Origin of the sequence: Burkholderia sp. Tr-20355 (assembly GCF_017104685.1) — a bacterium.
In the GTDB taxonomy this organism is placed as follows: Bacteria; Pseudomonadota; Gammaproteobacteria; order Burkholderiales; family Burkholderiaceae; genus Burkholderia; species Burkholderia seminalis.
Map to the genome: position 1 here is coordinate 1 of NZ_JAAGPK010000161.1, position 17,077 is coordinate 17,077.

Sequence of the window (17,077 nt, forward strand, 5' to 3'; positions counted from 1 at the left end):
GCAACCGGTTGAGGTGTCGGCTTCGCCGCTTTCTGCACCGGCTTCGGCTCGACCTTCGGCTTCACGCGCGGCACGGGCTTCGGCGGCGCGGGCTGCGGGATCGATTCGGCCGCAACCTGCTGCGCGACGAGCACCCACGGAATCGCGCCGGCGCCCGTCGCGCCGAGCAGCATCCCGCCCGCGATGCCGCCGCCGGCGATCGCGAGGTTCCACACCGTCACGAGCATCGACTGCGCGACGTCGGCCGATTCCCCCGCCGCGTTCGCGGCGGCCGTCTGGAACAGCGTCGGCGCGCCGCCGAACGCGAGCCCCCACAGCGCGACGCCCGCATAGACGATCGCCATCCCGGACCCGGCGCCGAGCATCAGCGCCGCGAGCGCGAACAGCGCGATGCTGGCGAGCGTCAGCCGTCGTTGCGCGGCGCCGATCCATGCGCCCGTCAGCGCGATGCCGGCCAGCGACGCAAGGCCGAACACGAACAGCACCACATCGACCTGCGTGCCCATCCGCACGCCTGCCAGGAACGGCGCGACATACGTGTACAGCATGTTGTGCGCGAGCACGTACGCGAACATCACGGTCAGCACCGGCCGCACGCCGGGCAGCATCATCACGCCAAGCACGGGCTCGCGCGCGCCGGCGGGCTGCCCCGCGTAATCGGGCACGCGCAGGCGGATCCAGCCGATCAGCGCGAGCGCCGCCAGCGTGATCAGCGCGAACGCGACGCGCCAGCCGAGCGCCGCGCCCAGCGCGGTACCGGCCGGAATGCCGACCGACATCGCGACCGGCGCGCCGAGCATCGCCACCGCGATCGCACGGCCGCGCAGCGACGCATCGACCATCCGGCTCGCGTAGCCGGCCAGCAGCGCCCACAGCAGCCCCGCCGCCATGCCGGCGACGAAGCGCGCCACGAGCGTGAGCGCGTAGTACGGCGACACGGCCGTCAGCGCGTTCGACACGACGAAGCCGGCGAGCGCCGCGAGCAGCAGGTGGCGCCGGCGCATCGCGCGCGTCGCGGCGACAAGCGGGATCGCCGCGACGATCGAGCCGAGCGCATACACGGTCACGAGCTGGCCGATCAGCGCCTCGGGCACGCGCAGGTCGGCGCTCATCAACGGCAGCAGGCCGGCCGGCAGCGCTTCGGTGAGGATCGTGATGAAGGCGGCGGTGGCGAGCGCCAGCAGGTTCGCGACCGGCAGGCGCTCGGCCGCCTGTGCCGGCAGGCCGGCAACGCGGCTGTCCATCGACGGGCAATCGCTCATGACGCGCTCCCGGTTTCGACGCGACGGGCGGTGACAGGCAGGAATGACATAGCGGGACCTCGAACGGTGAAGGAACGCCCATCGTAGGGAGCCGGCGCGGGAAGAAAAACCGGGGTAGAGTTCCGGACAATCCGGACATCGATGTCCGCAATCGGGAACCAGCATGGAAAATCTGGGCGGCTTCGTCGTGTTCGTTCAGGTCGCGGAAACGCGCAGCTTCGTCGCGGCCGGCCGCGCGCTCGGGCTGTCGGCATCGGCGATCGGCAAGCGCATCGCGCGGCTCGAGGCGCGCCTGAACGTGCGGCTCTTTCACCGCAGCACGCGCAGCATCACGCTGACGGCCGAAGGCGCGCGTTTTCTCGAACGGTGCCGGCGCGTGATCGCCGAGCTCGACGCGGCCGAACAGGAACTGACGCACAGTGCCGAAGCGCCGCGCGGGCGGCTGCGCGTGAGCCTGCCGACGATCGGCACGCTGCTGCTGCCGGTGCTCGCCGATTTCATGGCCGCGTATCCGGAGATCGAGCTCGACATCGATTTCAGCGACCGGCTCGTCGACGTCGTCGACGAAGGATTCGACGCGGTGCTGCGCACCGGCCAGCCGTCGGACTCGCGGCTGTCGTCGCGGCTGCTCGGCCATTTCCGCCAGCACCTCGTCGCGTCGCCCGCCTATCTCGACCGGCACGGCACGCCGCGCACGCCGGCCGATCTCGCGCGTCACCGCTGCCTGCACTACCGCTTCCCGAGCAGCGGCCGGCTCCAGACCTGGCCGCTGCGCGTGCCGCGTCACGGCCCGCCGCCCGAGGTGCCGGTCACGATGGTCAGCAACAGCGCGGAAGCGCGCCTGTGCTTCGTGCTGCGCGGGCGCGGCATCGCGTGCCTGCCGGAGTTCTTCGTGCACGACGCGCTGGCCGACGGCACGCTGCGCACGGTGCTCGACGAGCACGTCGCGAGCCGCACGCCGTTCCACGTGCTGTGGCCGTCGGGCCGGCACCCGACGCCGAAGCTGCGCGCGTTCGTCGACTACCTGGCCGACCACCTGCGCATCTGAACGGCGCGGCCGCCGGTCGTCACGCGGCCTTCGCGTGCGCGCTCAGCCGACGGAACGCGTGGCCTTGCTCGTCGAACAGGTGGCAGTGCTCGGCCTGCGCATGCACGCGCAGCGCCTCGCCGGTGCGGTACGTGTCGAGCGGCGGAATCCGCGCGATCAGCCCGTCCGGCGCGGCGGCCGACTCCGCATACAGATAGGCGGCATCGCCGAGCGACTCGACCGCCATCGTCCGCGCGGCCACCCCGTCCGCGGCGGCGTCGACCAGCAGGTGCTCGGGCCGCACGCCGACGGTCACCGCGGCGCCGCGCTGCAGCGCGCTCGCGTCCACCGCCACGCGCTGCGTCTCGCCGCTGTCGAAGCGCACGAGCACGCCGCCCGCGTCGGCCGATTCGACCGTGCCCTTCAGGAAGTTCATCTTCGGCGAGCCGATGAAGCCCGCGACGAACTGGTTCGCCGGCGCGTGATACAACGTGTTCGGCGTGCCGACCTGCTGCACCGCGCCGCCCGACAGCACGACGATCTTGTCCGCGAGCGTCATCGCCTCGACCTGGTCGTGCGTCACGTAGATCATCGTCGTCTTCAGCTCGTCGTGCAGCCGCGCGAATTCCAGCCGCATCTTCACGCGCAAGGCGGCGTCGAGGTTCGACAGCGGTTCGTCGAACAGGAACACCTTGGGCTTGCGCGTGATCGCGCGGCCGATCGCGACGCGCTGCCGCTGGCCGCCCGACAGCTGCTTCGGCTTGCGGTCGAGCAGGTGATCGATGTGCAGGATCTTCGCGGCCTGCTTCACGGCCTGGTCGATCTCGGGCTTCTTCGCGCCCGCGAGCTTCAGGCCGAACGCCATGTTGTCGTACAGCGTCATGTGCGGGTACAGCGCATACGACTGGAACACCATCGCGATGCCGCGCTTCGCGCTCGGCACGTCGTTGACCTTCGCGCCGTCGATCAGCAGGTCGCCGTTCGAAATATCCTCGAGGCCCGCGATCATCCGCATCAGCGTGGATTTGCCGCAGCCGCTCGGCCCGACGAACACGACGAATTCGCCGTCGGCGATGTCGAGGTTGACGTTGCGCAGCACTTCGGTGTCGTCGTAGCGCTTCGCGATGTTGCGCAGGAGCACGCTTGCCATGATCTGTCTCCGTTCGTTCGTGATGCGCCGCCTCGCCGGCGGCGCGCAATCGTTGCTAGTTCGGCAGCACCGCACCCGTCGCCTGCCAGCGCGCGACGTAGCCGGGCAGCTCGTGCATGTCGTCGAATACGTGACGCGCGCCGATCCCGCGCAGCGCGTCGATCTGGGCCGCCGATGCATGCCCGCCGCCGACGAAGCCGAGCACGGTCATGCCGGCCGCGGCCGCCGCGGTGATGCCCGTCACGCTGTCCTCGACCACGAGGCAGTGCGCGGGCGCCGCGCCGAGCGTGTGCGCGGCCGCGAGGTACACGTCGGGCGCGGGCTTGGGCCGCGCGACGGCATCCGCGCAGAACAGCCGGTCGCCGAAGAAGCGCGCGAGGCCCGTGCGCGCGAGCGCCGCCTCGACGTATGCGCGGTAGCTGTTGCTCGCGCAGGCCGTCGTCAACGGGATCGCGGCCAGTGCGGTGTCGATGCCGTCGACCATCGGCGCATTGACGGCCGCCGCCTCGACCGCGCGGCGGATCGCGTCGACGTCGGCGGCCGACAGCGTGCGGCCAACGGCCTCGCCGGCACCGGCCAGCACGCGCTCGATGCGCAGCCCGAGCAGCGGCATCACGGCCGGTCGCGCGTCGACGCCCGGCCAGCGCGCATCGAGTTCGCGCACGATCACGTCGGCGGCCACGGCCTCGCTGTCGATCAGCACGCCGTCGCAATCGCAGATCAGGACGTTCGCGCCGTGGCCGGCAGCCCCCTCGCCGGCCGCGCTCATTTGACCGCCCCGAACGTGAGCCCGCGCACGAGCTGCTTCTGCGACAGCCAGCCGACGATCAGGATCGGCGCGACCGCGAGCAGGGAAGCGGCGGACAGCTTCGCCCAGAACAACCCTTCGGGGCTCGAGTACGACGCGATGAACACCGTCAGCGGCGCGGCGTTCGAACTCGACAGGTTGATGCTCCAGAACGCCTCGTTCCACGACAGGATCACGAGCAGCAGCGCGGTGGACGCGAGCCCCGGCAGCGCCATCGGCATCAGCAGGTAGACGATCTCCTGCCACGTCGACGCGCCGTCGATGCGCCCGGCCTCCAGGATGTCCTTCGGGATTTCGTTGAAGTACGTGAAGGTCATCCACACCGCGATCGGCAGGTTGATCAGCGTGTAGACGATCACGAGCCCCGATACCGTATCGAGCAGCCCCGCGTTCTTCCACAGCAGATAGATCGGCACGAGCACGCCGACCGACGGCATCATCTTCGTCGACAGCATCCACAGCAGCACCTTCTGCGTGCGATGGTTCGGAAAGAACGCCATCGCGTAGGCGGCCGGCACCGCGAACAGCAGCGAGATCACCGTGACGCCGGCAGAGATCAGCACCGAATTCCACGCGAACGCGAAGTAGTTGCTGCGCGCGAACACCTCGCGGAAGCTGTCGAGCGTCGGCATGAAGAACAGCGTCGACGCGTAGGCCTGCTGCTCGGTCTTGAACGCGGTGATCGCCATCCAGAAGATCGGGAAGAACAGCAGCAGCGCGATCAGCCACGCGAGCGTGCCGGGCAACGCACGCCGCACGAGGTCGAACACGGCCGGCCCGCGCCGGCCTTCGAAGGTCAGGTCGCTCATTTCTCGTACTCTCCCTTCAGGTTGCGCGCGAGCATCCGCACGAGGAAGAACGACACGACGTTCGCGACCACCACGGCGATGATGCCGCCCGCGGACGCGAGGCCGACGTCGAACTGCTGCAGGCCCAGCGCGTAGATCAGGTAGGACAGGTTGGTCGTCGCGTCGCCCGGGCCGCCGCCCGTCGTCGTATAGATTTCCGCGAAGATCGACAGCAGGAAGATCGTCTCCATCATCACGACCACGGCGATCGCACGCTTCAGGTGCGGCAGCGTGATGTAGAAGAACATCGCGATCGGGCCCGCGCCGTCGATGCGCGCGGCTTCCTTCTGCTCCTGGTCGAGCGACTGGATCGCGGTGAACAGGATCAGGAACGCGAACGGCAGCCACTGCCACGCGACGATGATGATCACCGCGGTGAGCGGGTAGTCGGCGAACCAGTCGATCGGCGTCATCCCGAGCGCGCGCATCGCGTTCGCGACGAGCCCGTACACCGGGTGCAGGATCATGTTCTTCCAGATCAGCGCGGAGACCGTCGGCATCACGAAGAACGGCGCGATCGCGAGCAGCCGCGCGACGCCCTGCCCGTAGAACTTGCGGTCGAACAGCACGGCCATCAGCACGCCGCCGACCACCGTGATCGCGAGCACCGCGCCGATCAGCACGAGCGTGTGCCAGATCGCGGGCAGGAACGACGGATCGGTCGCGAGGAAGCGGTAGTTGTCGAACCCGGCGAAACCTTTCACGTCCGGGTTCAGCAGGTTGTAGCGCGAGAACGAATACCAGATCGTCATCGCGAGCGGAATCGACATCCACAGCAGCAGCACCGCGACGGACGGCGACACGAGCCAGCTCGCGCCGCCGCGCGCGCGGCGCGGCGCGCCCGGCGGCGACGACGCGTCGCCGACCGACGGCGCGTGGGCGTGACTCAGGGGAAGACGCAGGTGACGCATGATCGGAGTCCCTCCGGTTGATGCGCGGGCGCGAACGGCCTGCCCGCCTTTCGGCTTCGCCGGCCCGCGGTATGCAACGGCGCACGCCGCGGGCCGCGTGACTGCCGGCGCGTTACTTCTTGTAGCCGGCCTGCCGCACCGCGCGGTCGGCGGCGGCCTGCCCGGCGGCGAGCGCCTGGTCGACCGTCATCTGGCCCGCGACCGCGCCCGCGATCGACTGGCCGACCACCGTGCCGAACGACTGGAATTCAGGAATCCCGACGTACTGCACGCCCGTGTACGGCACCTTCTTCAGCGACGGATCGTTCGGGTCGGCCGTCTCGATCGCCTTCAGCACGAAGTCGGAGAACGGCGCGGCGGCCTTGTACTCGGGGCGCTGGTACGTCGACGCGCGCGTGCCCGGCGGCACCGATGCCCAGCCTTCGTCCTTGCCGACCATCTCGATGTACTGCTTCGACGTCGCCCACGCGATGAACTTGCGCGCGGCGTCCTGCTGCTTCGACGTCTTCGGCACGGCCAGCGCCCATGCCCACAGCCAGTGCGAACCCTTCGGCGTGGCGGCCACCGGCGCGGCCGCGAAACCGATCTTGTCGGCCACCTGCGACTGCTGCTTGTTGTAGAGCATGCCGGCCGCGACCGTCGCGTCGATCCACATCGCGCACTTGCCCGAGGCGGTCAGCGTCAGGTTCTCGTTGAAGCCGTTCGAGCTCGCTCCCGGCGGGCCGTCCTTCTTCAGCAGGTTCACGTAGAACGAGATCGCCTTCTTCCATTCGGGCGACGTGAGCTGCGCGTTCCAGTTCTCGTCGAACCAGCGCCCGCCGAACGTGTTCACCACCGTCGACACGTACGCCATGTTCTCGCCCCAGCCGGCCTTGCCGCGCAGGCAGATCCCGTAGGTGCCCTTCGCCTTGTCGGTGAGCTTGTCCGCGAATTCGGCGATCTGGTCGTAGGTCGGCTGGTCGGGCATCTTCAGCCCCTTCGCCGCGAACAGGTCCTTGCGGTAGAACGTCATCGAGCTTTCGACGTAGAACGGCAGCGCGTAGAGCTGGCCGTTGTACGACAGGCTGTCGCGCGCGGTCTTCACGATGTCGTTCAGGTCGTAGTCCGCGGGCAGCCCGGTGATCGGCGCGAGCCAGCCGCGCTTGCCCCACTGCGGCGTCTCGTAGGTGCCGATCGCCATCACGTCGAACTGGCCGCTGCCGGTCGTGATGTCGGTCGTCGCGCGCTGGCGCAGCACGTTCTCCTCGAGGATCACCCAGTTCAGCTTGATGTCGGGGTTCGCCTTCTCGAACGCCGGCGACAGCTTCTTCAGCTCGATCATGTCGGGGTTGTTCAGCGTCGCGATCGTCAGCGTGCCGGCGGACGCGGCGCAGGCCGCCGTCGCGAGCGCGGCTCCGGCAAGGCAGCGTGCGGCGGCGTCGAGCATCTTTCGTTGCATGGCATGTCTCCTGTGTTTGTTCGAAGTGTCGTCGGTATTGCGTGTTGCGTCGTTTCCTTCGCGGCCCGTCATGCCGGCCGCTGCATCCCGCACGCGCGCGCATAGTGCGCGATCACGTCGCGTATCCGGTGGCGCACCCAGGCGCGCGGCTCCTGCGCGAGGCCGCCCGCGCGGCACGCCGCGTAGACGTCCGGCAGCCACTGCGCGACGAGCGTCTCCGGCACCGGCTGCCGCGCGAGGTTGCCGAACAGCTGCTCGACCGCGGCCGCGACGGCCGGCTGCAGCCAGTAGTAGCGGATCCGGTCGCTGTAGCTGAACTGTCGCGCGAGCCGCTGCTCGGCCTCGTCGCCGCGGTAGTACGGCGCCCAGTGCTCGGGCTGCGCGCGCATCGCGGCGTCGACGACCTCCCGCAGCCGCGAGCGCTGCGCGACGTCGTCGATCAGCGCCTCCTCGATGAACGTCAGCGCGAACAGCGCCTCGCGCAGCGCGAACGTCAGCGCCGGGCCGACCTTCAGCACCGCGAAGTGGTCGCGCACGAGCGCGGCGAGCGCGCCTTCGGTCTGGTAATCGGTCGAGTGCGCCTCGAACACGAGGCGCGGTGTCTGCAGGATACTCGCGCCGAGCGACGCCGCCTTCGCGCTGTCGTAGTCGAGCACGTGGCGATCGTCGAAGTCGACGCCCGGCTGCGCGACGACCGCGACCACGCGCGTCCATGCGTCGTCGAGGCCGGCCGCCGCGAACGCGCGGCGGTGCGCGTCGAGCGTCGCCGCGATGCTGTCGCTGCGCGTGACCGAGATCCGCGCGATCGCCGCATCGTCCGCTTCGTTCGCGCCGCCGCTCACTTCGCCGCCCGGCGTCGGCACCTCGGTGCCGATCACGTAGACGGGCGCGAGACCGGCACGCGCCGCCGCGTCTTCCGCCGCGCGGCACAGCTCGGCCGCGCGCGCGGCGATCGTGCGATCGTCGAGCCGCACCGGATCGTCCGCGCACGCCATGCTCGCATCGAGGTGGATCTTCTCGAAGCCGGCTTCGACATACGCGGCGACCATCGCGACCGCCTCGCGCATCGCGTCGGCCGCGCGGCGGTGCCGCCACGGGTTCGGGCCGAGATGGTCGCCGCCGAGCACGAGCGCCGACGGCGCAAGCCCGCAACGCGCGGCGATCGCATCGACGTCGCGGCGAAAATCGGCGGGCGTCATGCCCGTATAGCCGCCGAGATGGTTCACCTGGTTGCAGGTCGCCTCGATCAGGAGCGGCGAGCCGTCCGCGCGCGCGGCTTCGCACGCGGCCTCCAGCACGAGCCGGTGCGCGCTGCAGATCGAATAGATGCCGCGCTGCGCGTCGGCGCGGTTCGCGTCGAAGATCATCCGCAGCACCGCGTCCGCGTGCGCGGTGCGCGGACGGTCGGCAAGGGTCGTCAGGCCGGACATGCGATACCTCGTTCGGTCAGGAAACGGTCGATCTCGGCCGCATCGCTGTTGCCCTCCATCGGGCCGCGCCGCGTCACCGCGATCGCGCCGGCCGCGTTCGCGCGGCGCAACGCGGCATCGATCGGCACGCCCGCGACGAGGCTCGCGACGAGCGTGCCGCCGAAGCAGTCACCGGCACCGGTCGGGTCGACTTCGTCGACCGGAAAGGCCGGCGCGTCGACGCGGTTCGCGCGATCGAACGCGACGCTGCCTTGCGCGCCGCGCTTCAGCACGACGCGCTCGAGCAACGGGTGCGTCGCGAGCAGGCCCGCGATCGCGCGCTCGGCCGGTTGCGGCCCGCAGAAGAACGGCAGGTCGGCCTCGCTCGGCAGGAACAGGTGGCACGCGGCGAGCATCTCGTCGAGCGCCGCGCGCATCGGGCGAAAGCTCAGCATCTCGGGGCGCACGTTCGGATCGAACGACACCTTCGCGCCGGCGCGCGCGGCCTCGATCACGCCGCGCTGCACGGCCGCGATCGCCGATTCGCTCGTCAGCGACGAGCCCATCACGTGGAAGTAACGGCAGCCGTCGAACATTGCGGCATCGACGTCGGACGCATCGACGCACGCGGCCGCGCTGGTGGACAGCGTGAAGACGAAGCTGCGCGAGCCGTCGTCGCGATACGCGACGAACGCGGTGCCGGTCGGGCGCGCGACGCGGCGGATGCGCGCGACCTCGACGCCGTCGCGTTCGAGCCTCGCGACGATCGCGTCGCCGAACGCGTCGCGGCCGACGCAGCCCGCATACGCGACGCGCGCGCCGAGCCGCGCGGCCTGGTCGGCGAAGATCGCCGGCGCGCCGCTCGGGAACGGCCCCGCGAACAGGCCCGGCGTATCGAAGCCCTGGCCGCGCTCGGCGGCGACGAATTCGGCGAGCAGTTCGCCGGCCACGACGATCTCGGCCATCAGGCGTGCCCTCCTCGTCCGACCGCGGCCGCGTCGTCGCGGGCCGGCCGGCAGGTTGCGCGTGCGAGCGACATCACGTCAGCTCATCCAGTTGCCGCCGTCGACGTTCAGCGTCTGGGCGGTGACGTAATCGGCGTCGGCCGATGCGAGGAACAGCGCGGCGCCCGTCAGGTCGCCCGGCACGCCCATGCGGCCGAGCGGCACGGCTTCGCCGACGAGCCGCTTCTTCTCGCCGAGCGGCCGGTTCTCGTAGCGCGCGAACAGCGCATCGACCTGCTCCCACATCGGCGTGTCCACCACGCCCGGCGCAATCCCGTTCACGTTGATCCGGTGCGGCGCGAGCGCGAGCGCGGCCGACTGCGTATAGCTGATCACCGCGGCCTTGGTCGCGCAGTAGTGCGAAACGAGTGCCTCGCCGCGACGGCCGGCCTGCGACGACATGTTGACGATCTTGCCGCCGCGGCCCTGCTCGACCATTCGCTGCGCGACGGCCTGCATCAGGAAGAACAGCCCCTTCACGTTGACCGAGAACAACCGGTCGAACACGTCCCACGATTCGTCGAGGAGCGGCCGCATGTCGAACAGCGCCGCATTGTTGAACAGGATATCGACGCCGCCGAAGCGCTCGACCGCCGTGGCGACGATCCGCTCGATGTCGTCGCGGCGCGTGACGTCCGCGGTGACGGCCACCGCGCGGCCGGGGTTCGCCTCGATCAACCGCGCGAGCGAGCCGCCGGCGGGCTTCAGATCGACCAGCACGCAGCGCGCGCCCTCGTCCAGATAGCGTTGCGCGACCGCCTCGCCGATGCCGCTTGCGGCGCCCGTCAGGATCGCGACCTTGTCTTCCAGTCTCACTGGCTGTCTCCGGTTTGTTCTGCTGTACGACGGTCGCGAGGTGAGCGAACGCTCGCAAACCGATCAATTGCTCTGTTTGTGATCGAATGATCGGATACGCGATTCACGCTGTCAAGGCGACGCGACGGCTTTCTATGACGCGCTGCGGCACAACCGCGCACGACGGCGGCCCGTCGCGCACGCCTGGCAAGGCGCCGCGCACGCGGTGCGGCGCAGTGGGATCGACGGTGAAGGGGACGGAGCGAGGCAGGAAACGGGGAATTCACGCTGCACGGCGCGACGATACGTTATATCATCACGATACTGTGTTTCATCGCCCTGCTTTACGCCATGGCTACCTCATCGTCCATTGACGCCCGGCTGTCCCGGGCCGACGCATTCGCCGCCGAGCACGGGCTCGCGTGGACGCCGCTGCGCCGCCAGGTCTACGAGCGCGTGCTGGCCGCGCAGCGCCCGATCGGCGCGTACGACCTGCTCGCCGAACTCGAACCGCAACGCGGCCGCGTGCCGCCGACGACCGTCTATCGCGCGCTGGATTTCCTCGTCGAGCACGGCTTCATCCACCGGATCGAATCGAAGAACGCGTTCTTCGCATGCTGCGAGATCGGCGTGCCGCACGAAGGCCAGTTCCTGATCTGCGATTCGTGCGGCGACACCGTCGAGATTCCCGGCGGCGACCTCGCGAAGCAGTTGTCCGCGAGCGAACCCGCGCACGGTTTCGAAGTTCACCACCAGGTCGTCGAGCTGAGCGGCCTGTGCGGACACTGCAAGCGCAAGCCCGCACAGCGCTGACGCCGAATCGCGCGGCGCACGCGCCGCCCTTCCAACGAGGAGTTCCATGTCCATTGCCCTGAAGCGCCGCACGCCGCGGCGTGCCCTGTCGCCTGTTCGCCGCGTCGCCGCCGCGTTCGCCACGCTCGCCGCGCTGTCGCTCGCGGCGCCCGCGTTCGCGCAGGCCGCGACCGTCAACGTCGTCGCCGCCGAGAATTTCTACGGCGACGTCGCGACGCAGATCGGCGGCAGCCGCGTCGCGGTCACGAGCATCCTCAGCAATCCCGACCAGGATCCGCACCTGTTCGAAGCGAGCCCGAAGACGGCTCGCGCGCTGCAGCACGCGCAGGTCGTGATCTACAACGGCGCCGACTACGACCCGTGGATGGCCAAGCTGCTCGGTGCGTCGAAACAGGCGAAGCGCGCGACGATCGTCGTCGCCGACCTCGTCGGCAAGAAGGCCGGCGACAACCCGCACCTGTGGTACGACCCGGCGACGATGCCCGCCGCCGCGCGCGCGATCGCCGCCGAGCTCGGCCGTGCCGATCCGGCGCACAAGGCCGAATACGATGCGAACCTGCAGAAGTTCGTCGCGTCGCTGAAGCCCGTCGACGACCAGGTCGCCGCGCTGCGCGCGAAGTACAAGGGCGTGCCCGTGACGGCCACCGAGCCGGTATTCGGCTACATGTCCGACGCGATCGGTCTCGACATGCGCAACCAGCGGTTCCAGCTCGCGACGATGAACGACACCGAGGCCAGCGCGCAGGACGTCGCCGCGTTCGAGAACGACCTGCGCAAGAAGCAGGTGCGCGTGCTGATCTACAACAGCCAGGCCGAAGAACCGATGACCAAACGCATGCTGAAGATCGCGCGCGACGGCGGCGTGCCGACCGTCAGCGTCACCGAGACGCAGCCGGCCGGCAAGACCTTCCAGCAATGGATGGCCGGCCAGCTCGACGCGCTCGGCGCCGCGCTTTCCGCCGGCAAGCCATAAACGACCGTAACGACATGACCGCCACTCCCCATGCACTCGCCGTCGATCGCGTCACGCTCGAACTGGGCGGACGCACGATCCTGCGCGACGTCAGCTTCTCGATCGAGCCCGGCGAATTCGTCGGCGTGCTCGGGCCGAACGGCGCGGGCAAGACGACGCTGATGCGCGCGGTGCTCGGGCTCGTGCCCGTGTCGGCCGGCACGCTGTCCGTCGGCGGCGTGCCGGTCGTGCGCGGCAATCCGTCGATCGGCTACATGCCGCAGATCAGGAGCGGCCTCGCGAACCGCCGGATGCGCGGCTACGACTTCGTCGCGATGGCCGCCGACGGCCACCGCTGGGGGCTGCCGCACACGAACGCGGCCACGCGCCGCGACGTCGACCGCGTGCTCGATCTCGTCGGCGGCCCGACGCTCGCGCGCCGGCCGCTGTCCGAGCTGTCGGGCGGCGAACGGCAGCGCCTGCTGCTCGCGCAATGCCTGCTCGGCAATCCGAAGCTGCTGCTGCTCGACGAGCCGCTGATCAGCCTCGACCCGAACCACCAGCGCGGCGTCGTCGAGCTCGTGCGCACCGTGCAGCGCGAGCTCGGCATCACCGTGCTGTTCTCCGCGCACGAACTGAATCCGCTGCTGAACGCGCTCGATCGCGTGCTGTATCTCGGCAACGGCGTCGCGGCGCTCGGCACCGTCGACGAGGTGATCACGAAGCCCGTGCTGTCGCGGCTCTACGGGTCGCCGATCGACGTGATGCGCGTGAACGGCAAGATCTTCGTGATGTCGGGCGACGTCGAGATCGAGAAGCACGACCACGAACACGAGGACGACGACGGCCACTCGCACGGCGGCGGCCACGGCCATCACCACCACGGACACGCCCATCCCGGGCATTCGCACGATGTTTGACTACGACTTCATGATCAACGCCTTCGCGGCGTCGGGGATCGTCGCGGTGCTCGCGGGCATCGTCGGCTACTTCCTGGTGCTGCGCGGGCAGACCTTCGCCGGCCACGCGCTGTCGCACGTCGGCTTCACCGGCGCGACCGGCGCGGTGCTGCTCGGCATCTCGCCGATCTGGGGAATGGTCGGCTTCACGCTCGCGGCCGGGATCGGGATGGGCGCGCTCGGCGAAAAGCTCGCGGGCCGCGACGTCGCGATCGGCGTGATCCTGTCGGGCGCGCTCGGCTTCGGCCTGCTGTTCCTGCATTTCTATACGTCGTTCGCGACGCAGGTCACCGCGCTGCTGTTCGGCAACGTGCTCGCGGTCAGCCACGACACGCTCGCGGTGCTCGCGGGCATCGGCGCGGTGAGCCTCGCCGCGCTCGCGCTGATCGCGCGCCCGCTGCTGTTCGCGTCGCTGCAGCCCGAGCTGGCCGAAGCGAAGGGCGTGTCGCTGCGCACGGTGTCGATGCTGTTCCTCGCGGTGTGCGCGCTCGCGGTGGCCGCAGCGACGCAGATCGTCGGCGTGCTGCTCGTGTTCACGCTGCTGGTCGGGCCGGCCGCGGCCGCGCAGAACGTGTCGACGCGCTTGTCGACGGGCGTGCTGCTCGCCGCGCTGTTCGCACTGTTCGAGGCGTGGGCCGGCATCGTGCTCGCGTATCACACCGACTGGCCGACGAGCTTCTGGATCACCGCGCTGTCGGCGCTCGTGTACGGCGCGAGCCTGTTGCGGCGCAACTGACCGCCGCCCGACGCGAAGTCAAAACGCCGGCGTGCCCGAAGGCAGCGCCGGCGTTTTTTATTGCCCGCGAATTCGTGCGGCGCGCCCCGTGCGCGACCGGCCTCCCTCTCCGCTCACCCAACCAGCACACGCGCATGATGCGCAATGTGATCGGCGATGAACGTCGAGATGAAGTAGTAGCCGTGGTCGTAGCCCGGATGACGGCGCAGCGTCAGCGGCTGGCCGGCCTTCGCGCAGGCGGCCTCGAACACGTCGGGATTCAGCTGGTTCGCGAGGAATTGATCGGCCAGCCCCTGGTCGACGAGGATGCCTTCCGCGAACTTCGGCGCATCGGCGCGCGCGACGAGCTCGCTCGCATCGTGCGCCTTCCAGGCGTCGCGATCGTCGCCGAGGTAGCCCGAGAACGCCTTTTCGCCCCACGGGCAGCGCGTCGGCGCGGCGATCGGCGCGAACGCCGACACCGACCGGTACAGGCCCGGATGGCGCAATGCGAGCGTCAGCGCGCCGTGCCCGCCCATCGAGTGGCCGAAGATCCCGAGCCGCGCGCCGTCGATCGGCAGCTCGGCCGCGACGAGCGCGCGCAGCTCGCCCGTCACGTACGACTCCATCCGGTAATGCGCGGACCACGGCGCCTCGGTCGCATCGACGTAGAAGCCCGCGCCGACGCCGAAATCCCACGCATCGGTCTCGCCCGGCACGCCCGCGCCGCGCGGGCTCGTATCTGGCATCACGAGCGCGATGCCGTGCTGCGCCGCGTACTGCTGCGCGCCGCCCTTGATCGCGAACGTCTCGTCGGTACACGTGAGGCCCGCGAGGTAGAACAGCGCCGGCACGCGGCCGTGCGCCGCCTGCGGCGGCAGGTACACCGAGAACTTCATCGGCAGGCCGATGGCCGCCGAATCGTGACGGTAGAAGCGCTGCTCGCCGCCGTGGCACGCATGCGAGGAAACGAGTTCGAGCATGACGGTGCGCTCCCGCTCAGTACAGCACGACCGAACGGATCGACTCGCCGGCCTTCATCAGGTCGAAACCTTCGTTGATCCGCTCGAGCGGCAGCGTATGCGTGATCAGGTCGTCGATGTTGATCTTGCCTTCCATGTACCAGTCGACGATCTTCGGCACGTCGGTGCGGCCGCGCGCGCCGCCGAACGCCGAGCCCTTCCACTCGCGGCCCGTCACCAGCTGGAACGGACGCGTGCTGATTTCCTCGCCCGCCGCGGCCACGCCGATGATGAACGACTGGCCCCAGCCCTTGTGCGTGCACTCGAGCGCCTGGCGCATCAGCTTCACGTTGCCCACGCATTCGAACGAGTAGTCGGCGCCGCCGTCGGTCAACTGCACGATGTGGTCGACGACGTTCTCGACTTCGTTCGGGTTGATGAAGTGCGTCATCCCGAACTTCTTCGCGAGCTCCACGCGCTTCGGGTTGATGTCGACGCCGATGATCTTGTCCGCGCCGACCATCTTCGCGCCCTGGATCACGTTCAGGCCGATCCCGCCGAGACCGAACACGACGACGTTCGCCCCCGCCTCGACCTTCGCCGAGTACACGACCGCGCCGACGCCCGTCGTCACGCCGCAGCCGATGTAGCAGATCTTGTCGAACGGCGCGTCCTCGCGCACCTTCGCCACCGCGATTTCCGGCACGACGATGTAGTTCGAGAACGTCGACGTCCCCATGTAGTGGAACAGCGGCTTGCCGTCGAGCGAGAAGCGCGACGTCGCGTCGGGCATCAGGCCCTTGCCCTGCGTCGCGCGGATCTTCTGGCACAGGTTGGTCTTGCGCGACAGGCAGAACTTGCACTCGCGGCATTCGGGCGTATAGAGCGGAATCACGTGATCGCCCTTGCGCACGGTGCCGACGCCGGGGCCGACGTCGACCACCACGCCCGCGCCTTCATGGCCGAGGATCGCCGGGAAGATCCCTTCCGGATCGGCGCCCGACAGCGTGTAGTAGTCGGTGTGGCAGATGCCGGTGGCCTTCACCTCGATCAGCACTTCGCCGGCGCGCGGCCCTTCGAGATCGACTTCCTCGATCGTCAGCGGCGCACCCGCCTTCCATGCAATCGCGGCTTTCGTTTTCATCGTGTCACTCCTGTCTGTCTGTGAGGTCGGCCCGGGTGCGCGCTGCGGCGCCCGCCGGGTTCCATGCAAAGCTGTCGAAGCCGTGCCGCGCGGCATCGTGCGCGGCACCGCAACGGAATCCCGTGCTCGCCATGATCGCCGCTCCCGGCACGCACCGCGTGCGGGAAACGGTCGTCGGCTTGCCACGATGCGTCATGGCTGACGCAAAAGAACAAGTGTTCGAGTTTAAACGCCCGTCGTGAACCATGCATCCGTGCGCGCATACAGATCGATGAAGCGCGCGTGGCGCGCGGCCAGCGAGCGGTCCTCGCGCGGCACGGCGACGGGCGACGCGGCGGGCGCCAGCGCGCGCAACGCGTCTTCCCGCCAGTGCCCGATCGCGACGCCCGCGAGCAGCGCCGCACCGCGCGTCGCGGCATTCGGGCAGTCGATCGCGTGCAGCGACGCGCCGAGCGTGTCGGCGAGCAGCTGGCGCCAGCGCGGATCGACCGAGCCGCCGCCCGCGAGACGCAGCGTCGTCACCGGGTCGCGGCGGTCGGCATCGCGGATCGCATCGAGCCCCGCACGCAACGCGAACGCGACGCCTTCGAACGCCGCGCGCATCATCGCGCCGCGCGTGTCGCCGAGCCCGAGGCCGAGCCAGCCGCCGCGCGCGTCGGGGTTCATCCACGGCGAACGCTCGCCCGTCAGGTACGGCAGGAAGCACAGCCGTTCGGACGCCGGCCGCGCGAACGCATCGTCATACGCGTCGGCCCATCCCGCATAACCCAGCCAGCCGCGAACGGCTTCGAGCGCGAGCCCGACGTTCTGCATCGCGGCCATCGTGTAGTAGCCGCCGCCGGCCGCGGTGCGATAGCGGTGCAGCCCGCGCCGCGCGGGC

General features: G+C 69.8%; 17 protein-coding genes. 5 read left to right on the top strand and 12 right to left on the bottom strand.

Going from position 1 to position 17,077, the window contains the following annotated elements; translation table 11 throughout:
* Nucleotides 1–1,262: MFS transporter (locus G3N62_RS28470; RefSeq protein ID WP_241013234.1), on the bottom strand; the 1,262-nt coding region annotated here is incomplete at its 3' end.
* A gap of 163 nt (nt 1,263–1,425) precedes the next feature.
* Between G3N62_RS28470 and G3N62_RS28475 the strand changes: the two genes are divergently transcribed.
* A complete protein-coding gene (locus tag G3N62_RS28475) occupies nt 1,426–2,310 on the top strand; it encodes a LysR family transcriptional regulator (RefSeq protein WP_034190530.1) in 885 nt (294 codons plus the stop codon).
* A 19-nt stretch (nt 2,311–2,329) separates the two neighbouring features.
* Here G3N62_RS28475 and ugpC read toward each other — a convergent pair whose 3' ends face one another.
* The 8 genes from ugpC to G3N62_RS28515 form a co-directional block, all read right to left on the bottom strand.
* Nucleotides 2,330–3,439 carry a sn-glycerol-3-phosphate ABC transporter ATP-binding protein UgpC gene (gene ugpC, locus G3N62_RS28480; protein WP_034190529.1) on the bottom strand — a complete coding sequence of 370 codons (1,110 nt, stop codon included), beginning with the start codon at nt 3,437–3,439 and terminating at the stop codon, nt 2,330–2,332.
* 55 nt (nt 3,440–3,494) lie between these two features.
* On the bottom strand, nt 3,495–4,208 hold the full coding sequence (locus G3N62_RS28485) for an HAD family phosphatase (protein WP_069707175.1): 714 nt from the start codon (nt 4,206–4,208) through the stop codon (nt 3,495–3,497).
* Nucleotides 4,205–5,056, bottom strand: a complete 852-nt coding sequence (locus tag G3N62_RS28490) for a carbohydrate ABC transporter permease (RefSeq protein WP_034190527.1) — start codon at nt 5,054–5,056, stop codon at nt 4,205–4,207. The genes G3N62_RS28485 and G3N62_RS28490 overlap by 4 nt, the downstream gene beginning before the upstream one ends.
* Nucleotides 5,053–6,006 carry a sugar ABC transporter permease gene (locus G3N62_RS28495; protein WP_006496497.1) on the bottom strand — a complete coding sequence of 318 codons (954 nt, stop codon included), beginning with the start codon at nt 6,004–6,006 and terminating at the stop codon, nt 5,053–5,055. Before G3N62_RS28495 ends, G3N62_RS28490 begins: the two co-directional genes overlap by 4 nt.
* 112 nt (nt 6,007–6,118) lie before the next feature.
* On the bottom strand, nt 6,119–7,444 hold the full coding sequence (locus G3N62_RS28500; protein ID WP_034190525.1) for a sugar ABC transporter substrate-binding protein: 1,326 nt from the start codon (nt 7,442–7,444) through the stop codon (nt 6,119–6,121).
* A 68-nt stretch (nt 7,445–7,512) separates the two neighbouring features.
* On the bottom strand, nt 7,513–8,874 hold the full coding sequence (locus G3N62_RS28505; protein ID WP_124670953.1) for a D-tagatose-bisphosphate aldolase, class II, non-catalytic subunit: 1,362 nt from the start codon (nt 8,872–8,874) through the stop codon (nt 7,513–7,515).
* Complete coding sequence (locus G3N62_RS28510) at nt 8,862–9,818, bottom strand: sugar kinase (RefSeq protein ID WP_034190523.1); 957 nt, start codon at nt 9,816–9,818, stop codon at nt 8,862–8,864. Before G3N62_RS28510 ends, G3N62_RS28505 begins: the two co-directional genes overlap by 13 nt.
* Nucleotides 9,819–9,896: 78 nt before the next feature.
* Nucleotides 9,897–10,673 carry an L-iditol 2-dehydrogenase gene (locus tag G3N62_RS28515; RefSeq protein ID WP_034190522.1) on the bottom strand — a complete coding sequence of 259 codons (777 nt, stop codon included), beginning with the start codon at nt 10,671–10,673 and terminating at the stop codon, nt 9,897–9,899.
* Between the two features lie 330 nt (nt 10,674–11,003).
* Here G3N62_RS28515 and G3N62_RS28520 point away from each other — a divergent pair, with 330 nt between their 5' ends.
* Genes G3N62_RS28520 through G3N62_RS28535 form a run of 4 tightly spaced genes read left to right on the top strand, consistent with a single transcriptional unit; the run spans nt 11,004 to nt 14,112 of the window.
* Nucleotides 11,004–11,465: a Fur family transcriptional regulator gene (locus tag G3N62_RS28520; RefSeq protein WP_011546084.1), complete on the top strand. Its 462-nt coding sequence runs from the start codon at nt 11,004–11,006 to the stop codon at nt 11,463–11,465.
* 46 nt (nt 11,466–11,511) lie between these two features.
* Nucleotides 11,512–12,438, top strand: a complete 927-nt coding sequence (locus G3N62_RS28525) for a metal ABC transporter solute-binding protein (RefSeq protein ID WP_049033514.1) — start codon at nt 11,512–11,514, stop codon at nt 12,436–12,438.
* A 14-nt stretch (nt 12,439–12,452) separates the two neighbouring features.
* On the top strand, nt 12,453–13,337 hold the full coding sequence (locus tag G3N62_RS28530; RefSeq protein ID WP_049033512.1) for an ABC transporter ATP-binding protein: 885 nt from the start codon (nt 12,453–12,455) through the stop codon (nt 13,335–13,337).
* Entirely contained in the window at nt 13,330–14,112 is a 783-nt protein-coding gene (locus G3N62_RS28535) for a metal ABC transporter permease (protein WP_034190519.1), read from the top strand. Before G3N62_RS28530 ends, G3N62_RS28535 begins: the two co-directional genes overlap by 8 nt.
* A 113-nt stretch (nt 14,113–14,225) precedes the next feature.
* Here the strand turns inward: G3N62_RS28535 and fghA are convergent, their stop codons facing one another.
* From fghA to G3N62_RS28550, 3 genes are all read right to left on the bottom strand, one after another.
* On the bottom strand, nt 14,226–15,074 hold the full coding sequence (gene fghA / locus G3N62_RS28540) for an S-formylglutathione hydrolase (protein ID WP_034190518.1): 849 nt from the start codon (nt 15,072–15,074) through the stop codon (nt 14,226–14,228).
* Between the two features lie 16 nt (nt 15,075–15,090).
* Nucleotides 15,091–16,197, bottom strand: coding sequence for an S-(hydroxymethyl)glutathione dehydrogenase/class III alcohol dehydrogenase (locus tag G3N62_RS28545; protein ID WP_006483756.1), 1,107 nt, complete (start codon nt 16,195–16,197; stop codon nt 15,091–15,093).
* Nucleotides 16,198–16,422: 225 nt separating this feature from the next.
* A partial coding sequence (locus tag G3N62_RS28550; RefSeq protein WP_241013235.1) for an FGGY-family carbohydrate kinase occupies nt 16,423–17,077 on the bottom strand: 655 nt, incomplete at its 5' end.